This window comes from Pseudovibrio ascidiaceicola (assembly GCF_900114245.1).
Taxonomy (GTDB): Bacteria; Pseudomonadota; Alphaproteobacteria; order Rhizobiales; family Stappiaceae; genus Pseudovibrio; species Pseudovibrio ascidiaceicola.
Genome location: NZ_FOSK01000002.1, coordinates 329,576 through 344,232 on the forward strand (window position 1 = coordinate 329,576; position 14,657 = coordinate 344,232).

Consider the following 14,657-nt stretch of genomic DNA (forward strand, 5'->3'; position numbering starts at 1 on the left):
AAGCGCGGTTTCAGCAAAGGCCCTCGTGAAGGTGGCCGCGATGGTGGCAAGCCAAGCTTCAGCAAAGGCCCACGTGGCGGCGGCAAGAGCTTTGGCGGCGATAAAGCGCGTGGTGGTCGCCCGGGTGGTGATCGCTCAGGCGCACCTCGTGGAAACAAAGGCGGCAGAAAATCGTGAGAATTGTTGCTGGACGCTTTCGGGGAACTGCTCTCGCTACGCCCAAGACACAAAATACACGGCCTACCAGTGACCGGATGAGAGAGACCATTTTTAATGTGCTCGCTCATTCCTATGACAACCCGGTTCAGGATGCACGCGTTCTGGACCTGTTTGCAGGGACCGGCGCTCTTGGTCTGGAAGCGATGAGTCGAGGCGGCAAGTACTGCGTCTTTGTTGAAGAAGCCGTCGAGCCGCGCGGTCTGATCCGCCGGAATGTGGAGACCACCGGACTGATGGGCGCCACAAAGATTTTGCGACGTGATGCAACATCTTTAGGGGAAGCGGGAACGATTGCCCCGTTTGACCTGGTGTTTCTGGATCCGCCCTACCGCAACGAGCTGGGCGAGAAGGCCTTGGCAAGTGCAGTGGCTGGTGGTTGGCTCAATGAGGGCGCACTTTGCATCTGGGAAGAAGATGCGAGTGTTTCTCCAGTAATCCCTGATGGGTTTGAAGGGCTGGATGTGCGCCATGCGGGCGACAGCCAAATCCTCATTCTCCGCTACAACGGCGTGTAGCTCAGAGCGACCCTATATATAAAGAGTAGATGAAGGCCTTTCCGATGTGGTTTCGGGAAGGCCTTTTTTTGTTGCCCTCCCCTCTTCACGCTGATTGGACTGCTGCTGTGCCGTGTAAGTGGGCTAGGGGATGTCGCGGGACGACGAGAACTGCACGCAGAGGTGCCCTTGCGTCTTTAGCCGAGGTGTTGTGGCAGGTGGTTGCTGTCTGGCAGTTTGAGGTGGTGGCACCGTGCTGTGGCAGAGAGCTTGGTCCGGTGCAGATGGGCTGGAGGGATACATTGACCCTCGGCCTCTTAAAAAGCAGAGATTTGCGGGATTGGGCCTCACAGTTCACATAGCAGCGCGTCAGTCCTCAAAAGAACGCAAAATTCCCCAAAACAACGCAAAATACGAATACTTGTAATTACTATCAATGTACTTATCGGGGAATATTGATCATTCCTGATAGAGATCCACATTGTGCCTATGATTCGAATGACGCAGGTTGCATACGAAAAGAGCTCGCAAATCTGCGTAATGATTTTTTAACAAACAATAACAATGACTTAATTCAATGATCAGCACCCCTGAATTACGTTTGTTACATCTACTTAGTTTGGGATAAAAGCGTTGCAGGAATGAAACAGCGATTTCGATTAGCTTGATAACTCTAGGTTATTTTTAGAGTTATTATTGCATCCATAAGCATGTGCTGGCATCAATTGCTGCAGGGAATTCGCGTACACAACAATAAAATTAGTTTTGCTTAGGTAGCATTTGGGCCACCTTAAGTAGTTTCGTCAATTAACCTTGTTTGAGGAGTGGGTTTCTACCCGATTTAGGAGTCGAATTATGCGCCACTTTACAACTAGCGCCGCAGCAGCGCTTATGATGAGTGCCACTCCGGTCCTTGCAGCCGATCTTCCCGTTGCACCGGAGCCCGTAGAATATGTCCAGATTTGTGACGCCTACGGTACTGGATATTTTTATATTCCAGGCACTGATACCTGTTTGAGAATTCGCGGTCGTGTTCGTGCTGAATACCGTTTCAACAATTTTGGGGCGGCCCCAAGCGACTGGTCTGAGCGGACAAGAAATTCAACATCCACTCGTGCACGTGGCTACCTCCGCATGGACGCCCGAACTCAAACAGAATACGGCTTGCTTCGTGCTTATATCGATTTGTTCGGAACAGTCGACACACCTGGCTTTATTCAGGATGACAGCTCTGTTCCTAACGTGAACAACCCGGTCGGCTCATTTGGAGTTGAACAGGACAACACTGTAATGACGCTAGATTATGCGTTCGTACAGTTTGGCGGTATGACCATCGGTCGTGCACAGTCCTTCTATGACTTCTGGACCGGTTATGCCTACGGTGCGATCACCACCGTTGCGTACTCTGACCAAAACCTCTGGCTTGCTGGTTACACCTTCGATCTGGGTAACGGCTTGTCCACCAGCTGGTCTGTAGAAGACAGAACAGCTCGCCAGCAGAACCTCTTTACTGGTGAATATCTTGACTCAACCGGATTTAACCAAGGCTACGGTGGCATGCGCTTCCCAGACCTTGTTGCTAACATCCGCCTTGACCAAGGTTGGGGTTCCGCACAGATCATGGGTGCTTTGACAGAGATCCGTTATCTGGAATCTTACCCATCAGGCCTTCTTGGTTGGGCTGTCGGTGGTGGCCTTGAGTTCAATATCCCATGGTTCACCAGCTATCTTTCCGGCTTCCAGGGTGTTGTTCAGGCAACCTTCTCTCAGGGCGCACTTGGTTACGTTAACAGTGACTGGCAGAACGTTGTCTGGGATGCAACCTCACTTACAGATGGCGAAGACGGCATTGCAACCGGTTGGTCCATCGCATGGGGTTTCCAAGCTGACTTCTCTCCTGAATGGAATGCAGCAATCCAGGCTTCTTTTGCTAATGCACGCTCCAAGTTCCTTTGGAACCAAAACCAGTGGGATGTTGTTGGTAAGATTGGCTGGACACCAGTTAGCGGCTTCGAAATTGGTACTGAAGTTGCATACCGTAACGTAGGCTTAGGTGATCTTTATCCAGATAACTCTACTAACGGCGGCAACCCAACTCGCCCACTCGGCCAACAGGATATCATCTCAGTCCTGCTCCGTGTTCAACGGGACTTCTGAGGCCACATGTCAGAACCCATCGATCACCTAGTGTGATCGAGAATACGAACTGGAAGAGGCGGATCATTGATCCGCCTCTTCTGGTTTTTTGCTATGAAGACTAATGACGCCCAAACAAGCGCTCAATGTCGGAGAGCTTCAGCTCAATCCATGTTGGCCTACCGTGATTGCATTGCCCTGATTTTGGCGTTGCTTCCATATCACGAAGTAGGTTGTCCATCTCTTCAGGCCGCATTCTCCGCCCTGCTCTGATTGATCCGTGACATGCCATTGTCGCAGCAACGAGATCCAGTTTTTCTCTGATACGGGTTGAGCTGTCGAACTCTGCAAAATCATCCGCAAGATCCTGCACAAGCGCTTTGATGTTTAGACGTTTAAGCATGGATGGAGTTTCTCGCACCGCGATTGCCCCAGGACCGAAGCGCTCCAGAACAAGGCCGACTTCTTCCAGTTCCGTAGCACGTTCTTCCAATCGTGCAACATCCTCTTCAGGAAGGTCGACAATTTCCGGGATGAGGAGCATCTGCCGGGATACATCGCGCTTCGAAAGATCCTCTTTCAGCTGTTCATAGACAAGACGTTCATGGGCTGCATGCTGGTCTACGATAACTAAGCCGTCTTTGGTTTGCGACACGATATAGGTTTCGTGGATTTGCGCTCTGGCGGCCCCTAGCGGGAAGTTTTCGCGATCGTCCGGTAACTGGTGTCCGTGGGCTCGCGAGTCTGCGGATGGCGCATCGACCAAATGATAGGCCTGCGTTCCCTGCTCGTTCGCCTGCAGCTGTGGCTGCGATTGATCCAGTGGGCCAGAATAAGGCGCATTCGCTTCCATCAAGCCTAACTGCGTTTCACTGGATCCGACTTCAGGTATATCTGCAGCGCTCCACGCGCGTGCAGCGTCTTCTTCTGGTCGATAGGATGATTGTTGCCATGAATAGCTTTGAGGGGCCTCTCTATGACCTTGAGGTGAATGCACGGATGCCCCTGAATGAACATTAAAACCTGCGCTTTGTCCCATTGGGCGGATGGCGTTGATTGCGGATTGGGTATTTGCAGTGGATGCTCTGAAGCCAGACTGGACGAAGGCATTTTTCAGCGCACCAATCATCAATCCGCGAACCAGCTGTCCATCTCGAAAGCGCACATCCGCCTTTGCTGGATGTACGTTTACATCCACCTGGTGCGGGTCAAGGTCGATGTTGAGCACTACAATCGGATGACGATCACGCGATAGCACATCTGAATATGCTGCTTTTAGAGAACCCAAAAGCAACTTATCCCTGACCGGGCGGCCATTTACGAAGAAGAACTGGTGTTGCGAGTTGGCGCGGTGGAAGGTTGGCAGGCCTGCATATCCATACAGATGCACCCCTTCTCTCAGCGCCTCAATCTCCATGGCGTTTTTTGTAAATTCTGCACCGAGTATTTGCCCGATCCGGGCGAGATCCGCATCATCTCCGGTGCAAGCTGGCAGTTCCAGCTGCCGTCGATCTGATCCAGAGAGTGTGAATCTGACTGTTGGATTTGCAAGTGCGATGCGCTTGATGATTTCTGTGATCGCTGTTGCTTCAGCACGGTCGGACTTTAGGAACTTCAGACGTGCGGGCACGGAGAAGAAGATATCTTTTACTTCTACGCGCGTTCCAGAGTTCAGTGCAGCAGGTTCGATATCATTGTTCTGGCCACCTTCAACCTCAATTTTCCAGGCGTGAGGCTCTGAAGCGTGGCGTGTGGTTATTTCCAGGCGTGAGATCGCGCCAATAGATGGCAGCGCTTCTCCACGAAAGCCCATGGTTCGGATGTCCATAAGATCATCTTCAGGCAGTTTGGATGTGCAGTGGCGGCGGACAGCGAGTTGAAGGTCTTCCTTCGTCATTCCCGCACCATTGTCCGTGATGCGCAGCAGGCTTTTCCCACCAGTTGCGGTGACAATCTCGATGCGCGTTGCACCGGCATCAACTGCGTTTTCAACCAGCTCCTTGACGACACTCGCAGGCCGCTCGATCACTTCACCAGCGGCAATTCTGTTGATTGTCGTATCGCTAAGTTGTCTTACCGCCATAACCGCTCCGTCTTAAATATTGTCCTGCATATACATGGCGCATCCAAATCATGTTTGTGACAGAGATTTGCGTTCAGTATCCATGCGGGATGAGCAGTGATTTTATCTACTTGTCGTCGCCACTTGCTCAGGCTATGAGGATTTGGCTCAACTCTACTCTTTTTTCAAGAGCGTATCCAAGTTTCCTCCAAGAGAACATCATATGAAGCAGCAATCCCCCATCACTGGCCTCAGCCAGATTGCAGATCAGTTCAACGGCATTCTATGTGATGTCTGGGGTGTTTTACATAATGGCGTGAGCGCTTTTCCGGCAGCAATTGATGCACTTGGCACCTATAAGGCGCGCTATGGCAAACCTGTCGTGTTGATCACAAACGCACCACGCCCTTCCAGAGAGATTGAAGAGCACCTTCGCAGTTTGGGTGTTCCCAGAGCCTGTTACGACTCAATTGTCTCGTCCGGAGATGTCGTTCAAGCAGACCTTAGAGCTATTGATCACGCAAAAGTCTACCACATTGGTCCGAAAAAGAATCATAGCCTGTTTCATGGCGCCAGTTTTGACTTTGTGGAGCCAGACACTGCGGACATCATTGTCTGCTCGGGTTTGAACGATAGGCGCGTGGAAGAACCGGAAGATTATCGCTCTCACTTTGAAGACTTATTGAAGCTGGACCTGCCGCTCATCTGCGCAAATCCAGACATTGTCGCTGAGCAAGGTGACAAGCTGGTCTGGTGCGGTGGCGCGCTCGCAAAGCTTTATGAAGAGATGGGTGGCCGTGTCATTATTACGGGCAAGCCTTTCCATCCGATCTACGATATGGCGCGGGCAGAACTGAATGTACACGCTGGTCGAGCGCTTGAAAAAGGAGAGATTCTTGCAATTGGTGATGGCTTACCGACTGATATCAAGGGAGCAAATGCCCAAGGTATTCCTGCACTGTTTTTGACAGAAGGCATTCATGCGGCTGATCTTGCAGGGGATGCAGAGGCTGTTGAAAGCATGCTCAAGGCAGAAGGTCTGCAAGCGCACAGTTTCATAGGGCGTTTGAGCTGGTAAGACGAAAGCAGTCTGCGCCATTTCAGGTCAAGCAAACTGCTTTTGAAGTTCTTATTGGTGGGCTGCAGCCCACTGACAATATGATCGCAAGGAAAATCAGGCGAACAGCTTGTCGATATCATCCTGCTGCACATCACCGAGCATAGCATCAATCTCATCCTGAGAGACACCTTCGCCTTTGTGTTGCGGGCCATGGAGGATCAGTTCACGCTTGCGGCGCTCTTCCTCAGTCTCTTCGCCATTGCTCTCGCTTTGAGCTTCTTGCTCAAGACGTAAACGCTCGACGAAGTTGGACACACGCTCATCAATCGTGTTCAGGGTGCTGACAACCTTAGAAATGCGTTGTCCGGTAATATCCTGAAACGCGCAGGCCTGAAAAATCTCCATAACCTGATTGTTGACGGTGTCCTGGTAGGCTTGAGCATCATCAGAATCAGCTGCCATAATGGCCTCAGCTGCTTCCATGATTGAATGTGTTGCTTCCTCTGTTGAAGAAACAATAGCGTCCAGCTCCCGACCAGCATCAGGGATATGATTGTCTCTCATATCTGCGACACGAAGCTTACTGATCTCGGCTTTCATCCGCGCAATTTCCGCGCCGATTTCTGCCAGTTCCATGGTCACTGCAGGTTGGATATGTTCAATGATGTCCCCCATTGAACCTGTCATAACCTCTGCAAGACCCATCACATCAGTTAGTGTGACTTCGCTGGATTTCTCACGGCTTTCTTCCAGAAAATCGATGAGTTGCTGAATATCAATTTTGGTCAAAACACTCTTCCCTTTGCCTGAGTAGGGAACGTCTCCTCCAGCAGGCAAAATCGCCTGCCGGGACAGAGCTCTACCCGACCTTGTAACCGGTCAGTTGGGTGCACAGAAGGGTTGGGGCGCTATCGTTATCGCGTCCTCACCCCAGCCCATATTCTTCAATTGTGCGCAAAGCAAATTAGTCGGCAAAAACCGCTTCGATTTTGCCTTTAAGAGTTTGCGCGTTAAACGGCTTAACGATGTAGTTGTTAACCCCTGCCTTTTTGGCAGCGATCACGTTTTCCGTTTTAGACTCAGCCGTCACCATGATGAATGGCGTCTTACACAGAGCAGCATCCTGCCTGACCTGCTTGAGCAGCTCATAGCCAGTCATAGGTTCCATGTTCCAATCCGAGATCACCAGGCCGTAACGGCGCTGCTTCATTTTCTCGTAGGCCTCAGTGCCATCAGCCGCATCATCGATGTCCGTAAAGCCAAGTTGCTTCAACAAGTTCCGAATGATTCGAATCATGGTCTTATAATCATCGACAACCAAAATTGGCATCTGAAGATCAAGGGCCATGTACAACTCCATATTCTCAAGAGGCTGTCGTTGCCTCTCTGCTATACTCACGGCGACCACGACATTGTTCGGTCACACTGGACGCAGGTGTCCTTCCAAATAAAAGGGGTCCCCACCAATTCAACTTCGCGAAATTAACCGCCCTACGTTATAGTTAGGTTAATTTCTCCAATACGATTTCAATAATGCTAAAAGCCTAATTGTTTTTTAGAGGTCCGCTTACTAGCGTTTCCGCGCGTTTTACCGGCAATATTGCCTGTGGTTAATTCGAGGAAACACTATGCTCAGCCTTCGTCCGCTCGCTTATGAAGACCTTTCAGTCGGTATGACCGAAGTTTTCGTAAAGCACGTCAGCTCTCAAGACATCGTAGGATTCGCAGAGGTTTCCGGTGACAGAAACCCAATCCATTTGTCGGAGCATTTTGCAGCTAAGACCCCTTTTAAAACTCGTATTGCGCACGGTCTTTACACCGCGAGCCTTATCTCAGCCGTACTTGGAACGCGATTACCGGGCCCAGGTGCAATTTATTTGTCTCAATCTTTAAATTTTCGCGCGCCTGTGTATATCGGCGACGATATTGAGGTGCGCGTGAGCGTTGCAGAGCTGCTCGAGAAGGGCAATCGTGCTCGATTGGATTGCCAATGTTTGGTCGAAGGCAAGGTGGTTTTGGAGGGGGAAGCGATGGTCAAAGTCCCTGCCCGTGCCGACATGGATATTCCGCTCTAAGCTGAAATTCCTGCACAGAACTTAAAGTTTCTTGTGTCCGGCCCGGCAAACTCCATCTCAAGAGCTTGACGGGGCGGACTTCTCACGGCACCGTCTCGCAAAATTCTGGATATTTAGAGTGTGTTGCGCTCTATGCATTCGTGCATCAAACTCTAAATCTGTCTATTCACGCGTATTTTAATCCGAAAACCGGAGCCACTTTTCGGAAATACGCTTTAGTGGGAAGTCAATTCATGGGTGAGCCGATCAAGCAGGCACATTCTTTTCAGCATATTACCGACCTTGCGCAGTTTCCTGAAAAACTACGCGGCGGCGTTGTTGCTATTGGGAATTTTGATGGTGTTCATCGCGGACACCGAGCTGTCCTTGATTTAGCGCGAGATGAAGCTGCAAAGCGTGGTGTTCCGGCCCTCGCCATGACCTTTGAACCACACCCGCGCACCTTTTTCCGGCCTGATCAATCTGTGTTTCGTTTGACGCCTTCGCATGTCAAAGCTGAGATCTTTGAAGCAGAACATCTGGACGGCGTGATCGAACTGCCCTTTACAAAAGAGTTTGCCAGTATGGCTGCTGAGGATTTTGTAAAGGACATTCTGGTTGAGCGCCTTGGCATTTCCCAGAGCATTACTGGCTATGATTTCCACTTTGGGAAGGGGCGACAAGGAACACCTGAGTTTCTTGAGCAAGCTGGTGAAGCTTATAGATTTGCCGTGACCATCGTTGGAGCAGAGGGTGATGAAGGAGGAGAAATCATCTCCTCCAGCCGTATTCGAGCCGCTCTTGCTGAAGGTGAATTGGCTGTGGCGAACGGCTTGCTTGGGTATCGTTATTTTGTTGAAGCAACCGTTCAACATGGTGAGAAGCGTGGCCGCGAGCTGGGATACCCAACTGCGAACCTGAAGCTTGCCGATAATTGCGAGCTGAAAGAAGGCGTTTATGCCGTTCAGATCAAAATTGACGGCGTGATGCATGATGGTGTGGCCAGTTTTGGTCGTCGTCCAACATTTGATGATGGCGCACCGCTGCTTGAAGTGCATGTGTTTGACTTCACTGGTGACTTATATGAAAAGCCAGTCACAGTCTGCTTCATCGGATTTATCCGTGCCGAACTTAAATTTGACGGTATTGAAGCCTTAATTAGCCAGATGGATCAGGATAGTGCTGAGGCACGAGCAATGATTGCCTCGATGCGTCCGCTCTCTCATCTGGACCAAATGCTCAATACCGATGGGTAATCCCAGTCTTTAGAAAGATACCTCATGACATCAGCGGCTACGCGAGCTGGCACTGCCAGCTCTGATAATGTGTTGCATGGCGTGCTGCTGATGATGTGCGGGTTGCTCATTCTTTCGAGCACCGATGGCGTGGTGAAATACCTCTCAGAGTTTTTCTCTCCTTTGACGGTCGCTTTCTTCCGCTTTGCCGTGCAGCTTGTCATTATTCTGGCGATTGCTTCTTTTCAGCAGCGGAGCTGGCTTAGTCTTTTAAAGGAGACCACCCTGCCCTTGTTCTGCCGTGGCTTACTGCTCGCGGTTGGTTCGGTCTTCATTGTGTTTGGGCTGAAGTACCTGCCACTAACAGATGCGACCGCAATTTTCTTTGTGCAGCCGGTTATTCTTGTTGTTCTGTCCTCTGTATTCCTGAAGGAAAGAGTTGGGCCAAAACGTTGGCTGGCGGTGCTGATTGGATTTGCTGGTGTGCTTGTGATCATGCGCCCCGGCACCGGCGTTTTCCAACCGGCGAGCCTTCTCGTTTTAGCAGCTGCCTTTACATTTGCTTGCTATCTGATGCTGACACGCAAGCTCTCCGGGCAGGCCTCTCAGCTGGCCATACAGTTCGCGACAGGCTTTGCTGGCAGTCTCTTTATTTTGCCAATCATCATTTATGCATGGCTGACTGGCTTTGGTGGAGATCTGGTGATTGCCAATCAGGAGGCCAACTTTACTCTGCCAACAATTCTGTTGTGCTGTCTTGGTACCACTGGCCTGATCGCACATGTTTTGCTGGTCAAAGCCTTTGAGAGAGCACCAGCATCCGTGTTGGCTCCAATCAACTACGTTGAAATTTTCTCCGCAACTACAATTGGTTATCTGGTCTTCAATGAAGTCCCTGACGAGTTTGTCTGGGTTGGCGTTGGTATGCTGATCTGCAGCGGACTGATACTTGCGAATGCAGAGAGAAAACCTTCTCCCTCATAATATTGAGGGGCGGAACAGATACTCTTTAGATAACTGCACTGAATAGCCTGTTACCGGCACTTTCTTTTGGTTGCGCGAAGGAATAGCTGGTGCGTCAATATAGGCCCTTACCCTCTGCGCTGGCTTTGATATGTCAGCGTATCCCCATTATCCGAGAGCAACATGACAACAACAACCGCCTCGACAGATAGTCATACCTCTAATGCCGGGCTGCATGGCATTCTGTTTATGGTCGCCGGAATGTCTCTGGCACCGCTGATGGATGGCACAGCCAAGTATCTTAGTGCGTTCATTTCGCCAGTTGAGGTGTCGCTTGGCCGCTTCCTGTGTCAGGCGATTATTGTTCTCGTGATTGCGGGTTTCATGGGCCGTTCGTTCGGCTCTTTGATGAAAGAGGTCAACCGTATTCAGCTGGTGCGCGGTGCTTGTCTCGCGATTTGCTCAATCTTCTTCTTCACCTCTCTTAAGTACATGCCTTTGGCGGATGCGATTGCGATCTTCTTTGTGCAGCCGATGATCCTGACTGTACTTTCTGCTGTTGTTTTGAAGGAAAAAGTGGGCGTGCGCCGTTGGGCAGCCGTTGTGGTTGGCATGATCGGGGCTCTGATCATTATCCGTCCGGGATCCAGCGCTTTGGGTTGGCCCTCCCTCTTGCCGTTGGCTGCGGCCACCTCTTTTGCAGTTTATCTTGTTCTGACGCGCAAACTGGCAGGGAGTGCCTCTTTGCTTGGCATTCAGTTCGCGACTGGTATTGCTGGTGTTTTGACGCTTACACCGCTTGTTGTCATCGCAAGCCTGCTTGGGTTTGAAGCTGCCGCCTGGACAACACCGGATCTTACTCATCTGCCATTGTTCGTGTTGATGGGCATCATCTCGTTTGCCTCTCACGGCTGTATCGTGCTTGCGTTTGACCGAGCCCCTGCCTCCGTTCTTGCACCGCTTAGCTATACCGAGATTATCAGTGCAACTATTGTAGGCTTTGTGCTGTTTGGGGACATTCCGGACATGTTTGTCTGGCTGGGTGTGGCTTTGATTGCAGGTGGCGGGCTTTACATTGCGCACCGTGAACGGACCGCTGCGAAGCGTCAGGCGGAAAGTGAAGAGCTTGTCGACAGCTCACCCAAGCGCCATTACTGACGATTGGGTCGCGGGTTCCGTCTGCAGGAAAACTGCGCTTGGTCTTGAGAATATTGAGCTTTGTTGTTAGAGGCTCTTTATTCCTAGGATAAGCGCTGCTAAAAGCACTCATTATGTTAGCCGAGTTTGAAGATAACAGGACTGCTCCTTTGACCTTACTCAAGGTGTGCCAATTTCGAATTATTGGCCCGGCCTTCAGTTGAGACGCCCGCTGGCGCCCTGAAGTACCGGGAGACCTCCAACCGTCACAGAGACGGCGGGATTTTCAAACTTGCGCAAATTCCTGCGCTTTACCAAATGCCTATGGGCAAACAAATGCCCACATAAGCGGACTGCCAAATGACCGATACACCGAGCCGCGATTATTCGGACACGCTCAACCTGCCTAAAACTGATTTCCCAATGCGGGCAGGCCTTCCAAAGAATGAACCTAAGATCCTTTCCAAGTGGTTGGACAAGGACCTTTACAAGGTGATGCGCGATCAATCCGCAGGTCGCCCTAAGTTCATCCTGCATGATGGCCCTCCTTATGCGAACGGCAACATCCATATTGGTCATGCGCTGAACAAGACCCTGAAGGACATCATCAACCGCTCCATGCAGATGCAGGGCTTTGATGCGAACTACGTTCCTGGCTGGGATTGCCATGGTCTGCCGATCGAATGGAAGATCGAAGAGCAGTATCGCAAAAAAGGCAAAAACAAAGACGCCGTGCCGATCAACGAATTCCGTAAGGAATGCCGTGAATTTGCGGACAAGTGGATTGACGTTCAGCGCGAAGAATTCAAGCGCCTTGGTATTGAAGCAGACTGGGACAACCCATATCTGACCATGCGCTACGACAGTGAAGCTGTGATTGCGAAAGAACTGATGAAGTTCGCGACATCCGGTCAGCTGTACCGTGGTTCCAAGCCTGTGATGTGGTCTATTGTTGAAAAGACCGCTCTTGCTGAAGCGGAAGTGGAGTATGAAGACCATATCTCCCACACCATCTGGGTGACCTTCCCGGTTGTTTCCGGCAATGAAGCACTGATTGGCAAGAAGGTGGTTATCTGGACAACCACTCCTTGGACCATTCCAGCGAACCGCGCGATCTCTTTCTCTAACGACATCAGCTACGGCATCTACAAAGTGACTGAGGCTGCTGAAGACAACTGGGCGAAGGTTGGCGAAGAATACATCCTTGCTGACAAGCTTGCTGAGTCTGTTTTTGAAGCCTCCCGCGTTGATGCCTATGAGCGTGTTTCCGATGTTGATGTGAGCACCATCGAATACTGCGCGCATCCGCTGCGTGGTGCTGAAGGTGCTGGCGACTACTTCGACTTCAACGTGCCGATGCTTGCCGGTGAGCACGTCACTGATGACGCTGGTACTGGCTTCGTGCACACCGCTCCTGGTCATGGTCAGGAAGATTTCCAGATGTTCTTGGACAACCGGGAAGCATTTGCAAAAGCTGGCACTGAGCAGGTTCCGATGACCGTTCAGCCGGATGGTTCCTACTATCCGCATGTGCCGCTGTTTGAAGGCAAGTACATCCTTGACCGTAAAGGCAAGGAAGGCTCCACCAACAAGGCTGTTATCGAAAAGCTGACTGAGGTTGGCGGACTGATGGCTCGTGGGCGTGTGAAGCACTCTTACCCACACTCCTGGCGCTCAAAAGCACCGCTGATCTTCCGTAACACGCCGCAGTGGTTTGTTTACATGGACAAGGAACTTTCTGAGGAAGCCAAAGGTGACACACTGCGTGCCCGCGCGCTGAAGGCGATCTCTGAGACACGTTTTGTGCCAGCAACTGGTCAGAACCGTCTGAACGCCATGATCGAAGCGCGTCCTGACTGGGTTCTTTCCCGTCAGCGTGCATGGGGTGTGCCGATCACCGTGCTTGTGAACAAGGAAACCGGTGAAGTTTTGAAGGACGAAGCGGTTAACGCGCGTATCTTTGAAGCCTTCCAGAATGAAGGTGCAGATGCATGGTTTGAAGAAGGCGCAACACAGCGCTTCCTTGGCGATGCCTATGATGCTGAGAACTTCGAGAAAGTCGAGGACATCCTCGACGTATGGTTCGATTCCGGCTCAACACACGCCTTCTGCATGGAACGCCGTGAAGACCTAAACCCGAACCGTAAAGGTTTGGGTGGTGACGACTACGTGTTGTACCTTGAAGGTACCGATCAGCACCGCGGTTGGTTCCACTCTTCCTTGCTGGAAAGCTGTGGTACTCGCGGTCATGCACCATATGATGCTGTTCTTACCCACGGTTTCACCATGGATGAGCAGGGCCGCAAGATGTCCAAGTCTTTGGGCAATACGGTTGCACCTCAGGACGTCATCAAGCAGTACGGCGCTGACATCCTGCGTTTGTGGGTTGGTTCTGTCGATTATGCTGAAGACCAGCGTATCGGCCCTGAGATCATCAAAACCAACGTTGATGCTTACCGCAAGATGCGTAACACTCTGCGCTTCATGCTTGGCTCTCTTGGTCACTATGACGGCGAAGAGATTGCTCTTGCTGACATGAATGAACTTGAGCTTTTGATGCTGCACCGTCTGGCCGAGCTGGATGTGCTGGTTCGTGATGCCTATCAGGCGTTCGATAGCAAGCGCGTATTCTCTGCTCTGTTCAACTTCATGACTGTTGAGCTGTCCGCGTTCTACTTCGATATCCGCAAAGATGCGCTGTATTGCGATGCCCCATCTTCCACGAAGCGCAAAGCTTCTCTTTATGTGATTGAGCAGCTGTTCCGTCACCTGACCATGTGGCTGGCGCCAATCCTGCCGTTCACCATGGAAGAGAGCTGGAGCTACCGTTATGGTGAGGCGACCACTTCTGTTCACCTGCAGCAGTTCCCTGTTGTTTCTTCTGCGTGGAGAAATGATGAACTGGCTGCGAAATGGGAGAAGATTCGTGCGGTGCGTCGTGTGATCACTGGTGCATTGGAAATTGAGCGCCGTGAAAAGCGGATCGGTTCTTCTTTGGAAGCACATCCAACCGTTTATATCTCAGATGCGGACCTGATGGCTGCTCTCGATGGTCTGGACGCTGCAGAAATTGCGATCACATCCCAGCTGAACCTGTCTTCTGACAATGCTCCGGAAGGTGCATTCACTCTGGAAGACGTTGCAGGTGTTGGCGTTGTGCCGGGTCTTGCTGAGGGTAACAAATGTGCCCGCTCCTGGAAGATCTTGCCAGAAGTTGGCGCAGATGCTGAGTATCCTGAGCTGACACTGCGCGATGCGGATGCAATGCGCGAGCTGGATAGCGCGACTGTTTAAGCG

The 14,657-nt window shown here is 51.2% G+C and carries 11 protein-coding genes; 8 read left to right on the top strand and 3 right to left on the bottom strand.

The window, feature by feature from the left end:
- The first annotated feature begins 173 nt into the window (after positions 1 to 173).
- Positions 174 to 734 (top strand): 16S rRNA (guanine(966)-N(2))-methyltransferase RsmD, encoded by a 561-nt coding sequence (rsmD, locus tag BM231_RS05750; protein ID WP_093517510.1) that lies wholly within the window; start codon positions 174 to 176, stop codon positions 732 to 734.
- Between the two features lie 834 nt (positions 735 to 1,568).
- Positions 1,569 to 2,870, top strand: a complete 1,302-nt coding sequence (locus BM231_RS05760; protein WP_093517514.1) for a porin — start codon at positions 1,569 to 1,571, stop codon at positions 2,868 to 2,870.
- A 100-nt stretch (positions 2,871 to 2,970) separates the two neighbouring features.
- Here the strand turns inward: BM231_RS05760 and mutL are convergent, their stop codons facing one another.
- The gene (mutL, locus tag BM231_RS05765; RefSeq protein ID WP_093517516.1) at positions 2,971 to 4,932 is read right to left on the bottom strand and encodes a DNA mismatch repair endonuclease MutL; all 1,962 of its coding nucleotides are present in this window, start codon (positions 4,930 to 4,932) and stop codon (positions 2,971 to 2,973) included.
- A gap of 202 nt (positions 4,933 to 5,134) precedes the next feature.
- On the opposite strand from mutL, the gene BM231_RS05770 reads away from it, so the two are divergent.
- On the top strand, positions 5,135 to 5,989 hold the full coding sequence (locus BM231_RS05770; protein WP_093517518.1) for a TIGR01459 family HAD-type hydrolase: 855 nt from the start codon (positions 5,135 to 5,137) through the stop codon (positions 5,987 to 5,989).
- A 96-nt stretch (positions 5,990 to 6,085) separates the two neighbouring features.
- On the opposite strand, the gene BM231_RS05775 is transcribed toward BM231_RS05770, so the two are convergent.
- Entirely contained in the window at positions 6,086 to 6,760 is a 675-nt protein-coding gene (locus tag BM231_RS05775) for a protein phosphatase CheZ (protein WP_093517520.1), read from the bottom strand.
- A gap of 175 nt (positions 6,761 to 6,935) precedes the next feature.
- On the bottom strand, positions 6,936 to 7,319 hold the full coding sequence (locus tag BM231_RS05780; protein WP_008552155.1) for a response regulator: 384 nt from the start codon (positions 7,317 to 7,319) through the stop codon (positions 6,936 to 6,938).
- A 280-nt stretch (positions 7,320 to 7,599) separates the two neighbouring features.
- On the opposite strand from BM231_RS05780, the gene BM231_RS05785 reads away from it, so the two are divergent.
- From BM231_RS05785 to ileS, 5 genes are all read left to right on the top strand, one after another.
- Complete coding sequence (locus BM231_RS05785) at positions 7,600 to 8,046, top strand: MaoC family dehydratase (RefSeq protein ID WP_093517522.1); 447 nt, start codon at positions 7,600 to 7,602, stop codon at positions 8,044 to 8,046.
- Between the two features lie 233 nt (positions 8,047 to 8,279).
- Complete coding sequence (locus tag BM231_RS05790) at positions 8,280 to 9,281, top strand: bifunctional riboflavin kinase/FAD synthetase (protein ID WP_093517524.1); 1,002 nt, start codon at positions 8,280 to 8,282, stop codon at positions 9,279 to 9,281.
- A 24-nt stretch (positions 9,282 to 9,305) separates the two neighbouring features.
- Positions 9,306 to 10,244 carry a DMT family transporter gene (locus tag BM231_RS05795; RefSeq protein WP_093517526.1) on the top strand — a complete coding sequence of 313 codons (939 nt, stop codon included), beginning with the start codon at positions 9,306 to 9,308 and terminating at the stop codon, positions 10,242 to 10,244.
- Positions 10,245 to 10,406: 162 nt separating this feature from the next.
- A complete protein-coding gene (locus BM231_RS05800; RefSeq protein ID WP_093517528.1) occupies positions 10,407 to 11,381 on the top strand; it encodes a DMT family transporter in 975 nt (324 codons plus the stop codon).
- A gap of 339 nt (positions 11,382 to 11,720) precedes the next feature.
- Positions 11,721 to 14,654 carry an isoleucine--tRNA ligase gene (gene ileS / locus BM231_RS05805; RefSeq protein WP_093517530.1) on the top strand — a complete coding sequence of 978 codons (2,934 nt, stop codon included), beginning with the start codon at positions 11,721 to 11,723 and terminating at the stop codon, positions 14,652 to 14,654.
- The last annotated feature ends 3 nt before the right edge of the window (positions 14,655 to 14,657 follow it).

Bases quoted from the DNA above. Each gene is read 5' to 3' on its own strand.
- BM231_RS05760 (WP_093517514.1), top strand. From the start codon at position 1,569: ATGCGCCACTTTACAACTAGCGCCGCAGCAGCGCTTATGATGAGTGCC.
- mutL (WP_093517516.1), bottom strand. From the start codon at position 4,932: ATGGCGGTAAGACAACTTAGCGATACGACAATCAACAGAATTGCCGCT.
- BM231_RS05770 (WP_093517518.1), top strand. From the start codon at position 5,135: ATGAAGCAGCAATCCCCCATCACTGGCCTCAGCCAGATTGCAGATCAG.
- BM231_RS05780 (WP_008552155.1), bottom strand. From the start codon at position 7,319: ATGGCCCTTGATCTTCAGATGCCAATTTTGGTTGTCGATGATTATAAG.
- BM231_RS05785 (WP_093517522.1), top strand. From the start codon at position 7,600: ATGCTCAGCCTTCGTCCGCTCGCTTATGAAGACCTTTCAGTCGGTATG.
- BM231_RS05790 (WP_093517524.1), top strand. From the start codon at position 8,280: ATGGGTGAGCCGATCAAGCAGGCACATTCTTTTCAGCATATTACCGAC.
- BM231_RS05795 (WP_093517526.1), top strand. From the start codon at position 9,306: ATGACATCAGCGGCTACGCGAGCTGGCACTGCCAGCTCTGATAATGTG.
- BM231_RS05800 (WP_093517528.1), top strand. From the start codon at position 10,407: ATGACAACAACAACCGCCTCGACAGATAGTCATACCTCTAATGCCGGG.
- ileS (WP_093517530.1), top strand. From the start codon at position 11,721: ATGACCGATACACCGAGCCGCGATTATTCGGACACGCTCAACCTGCCT.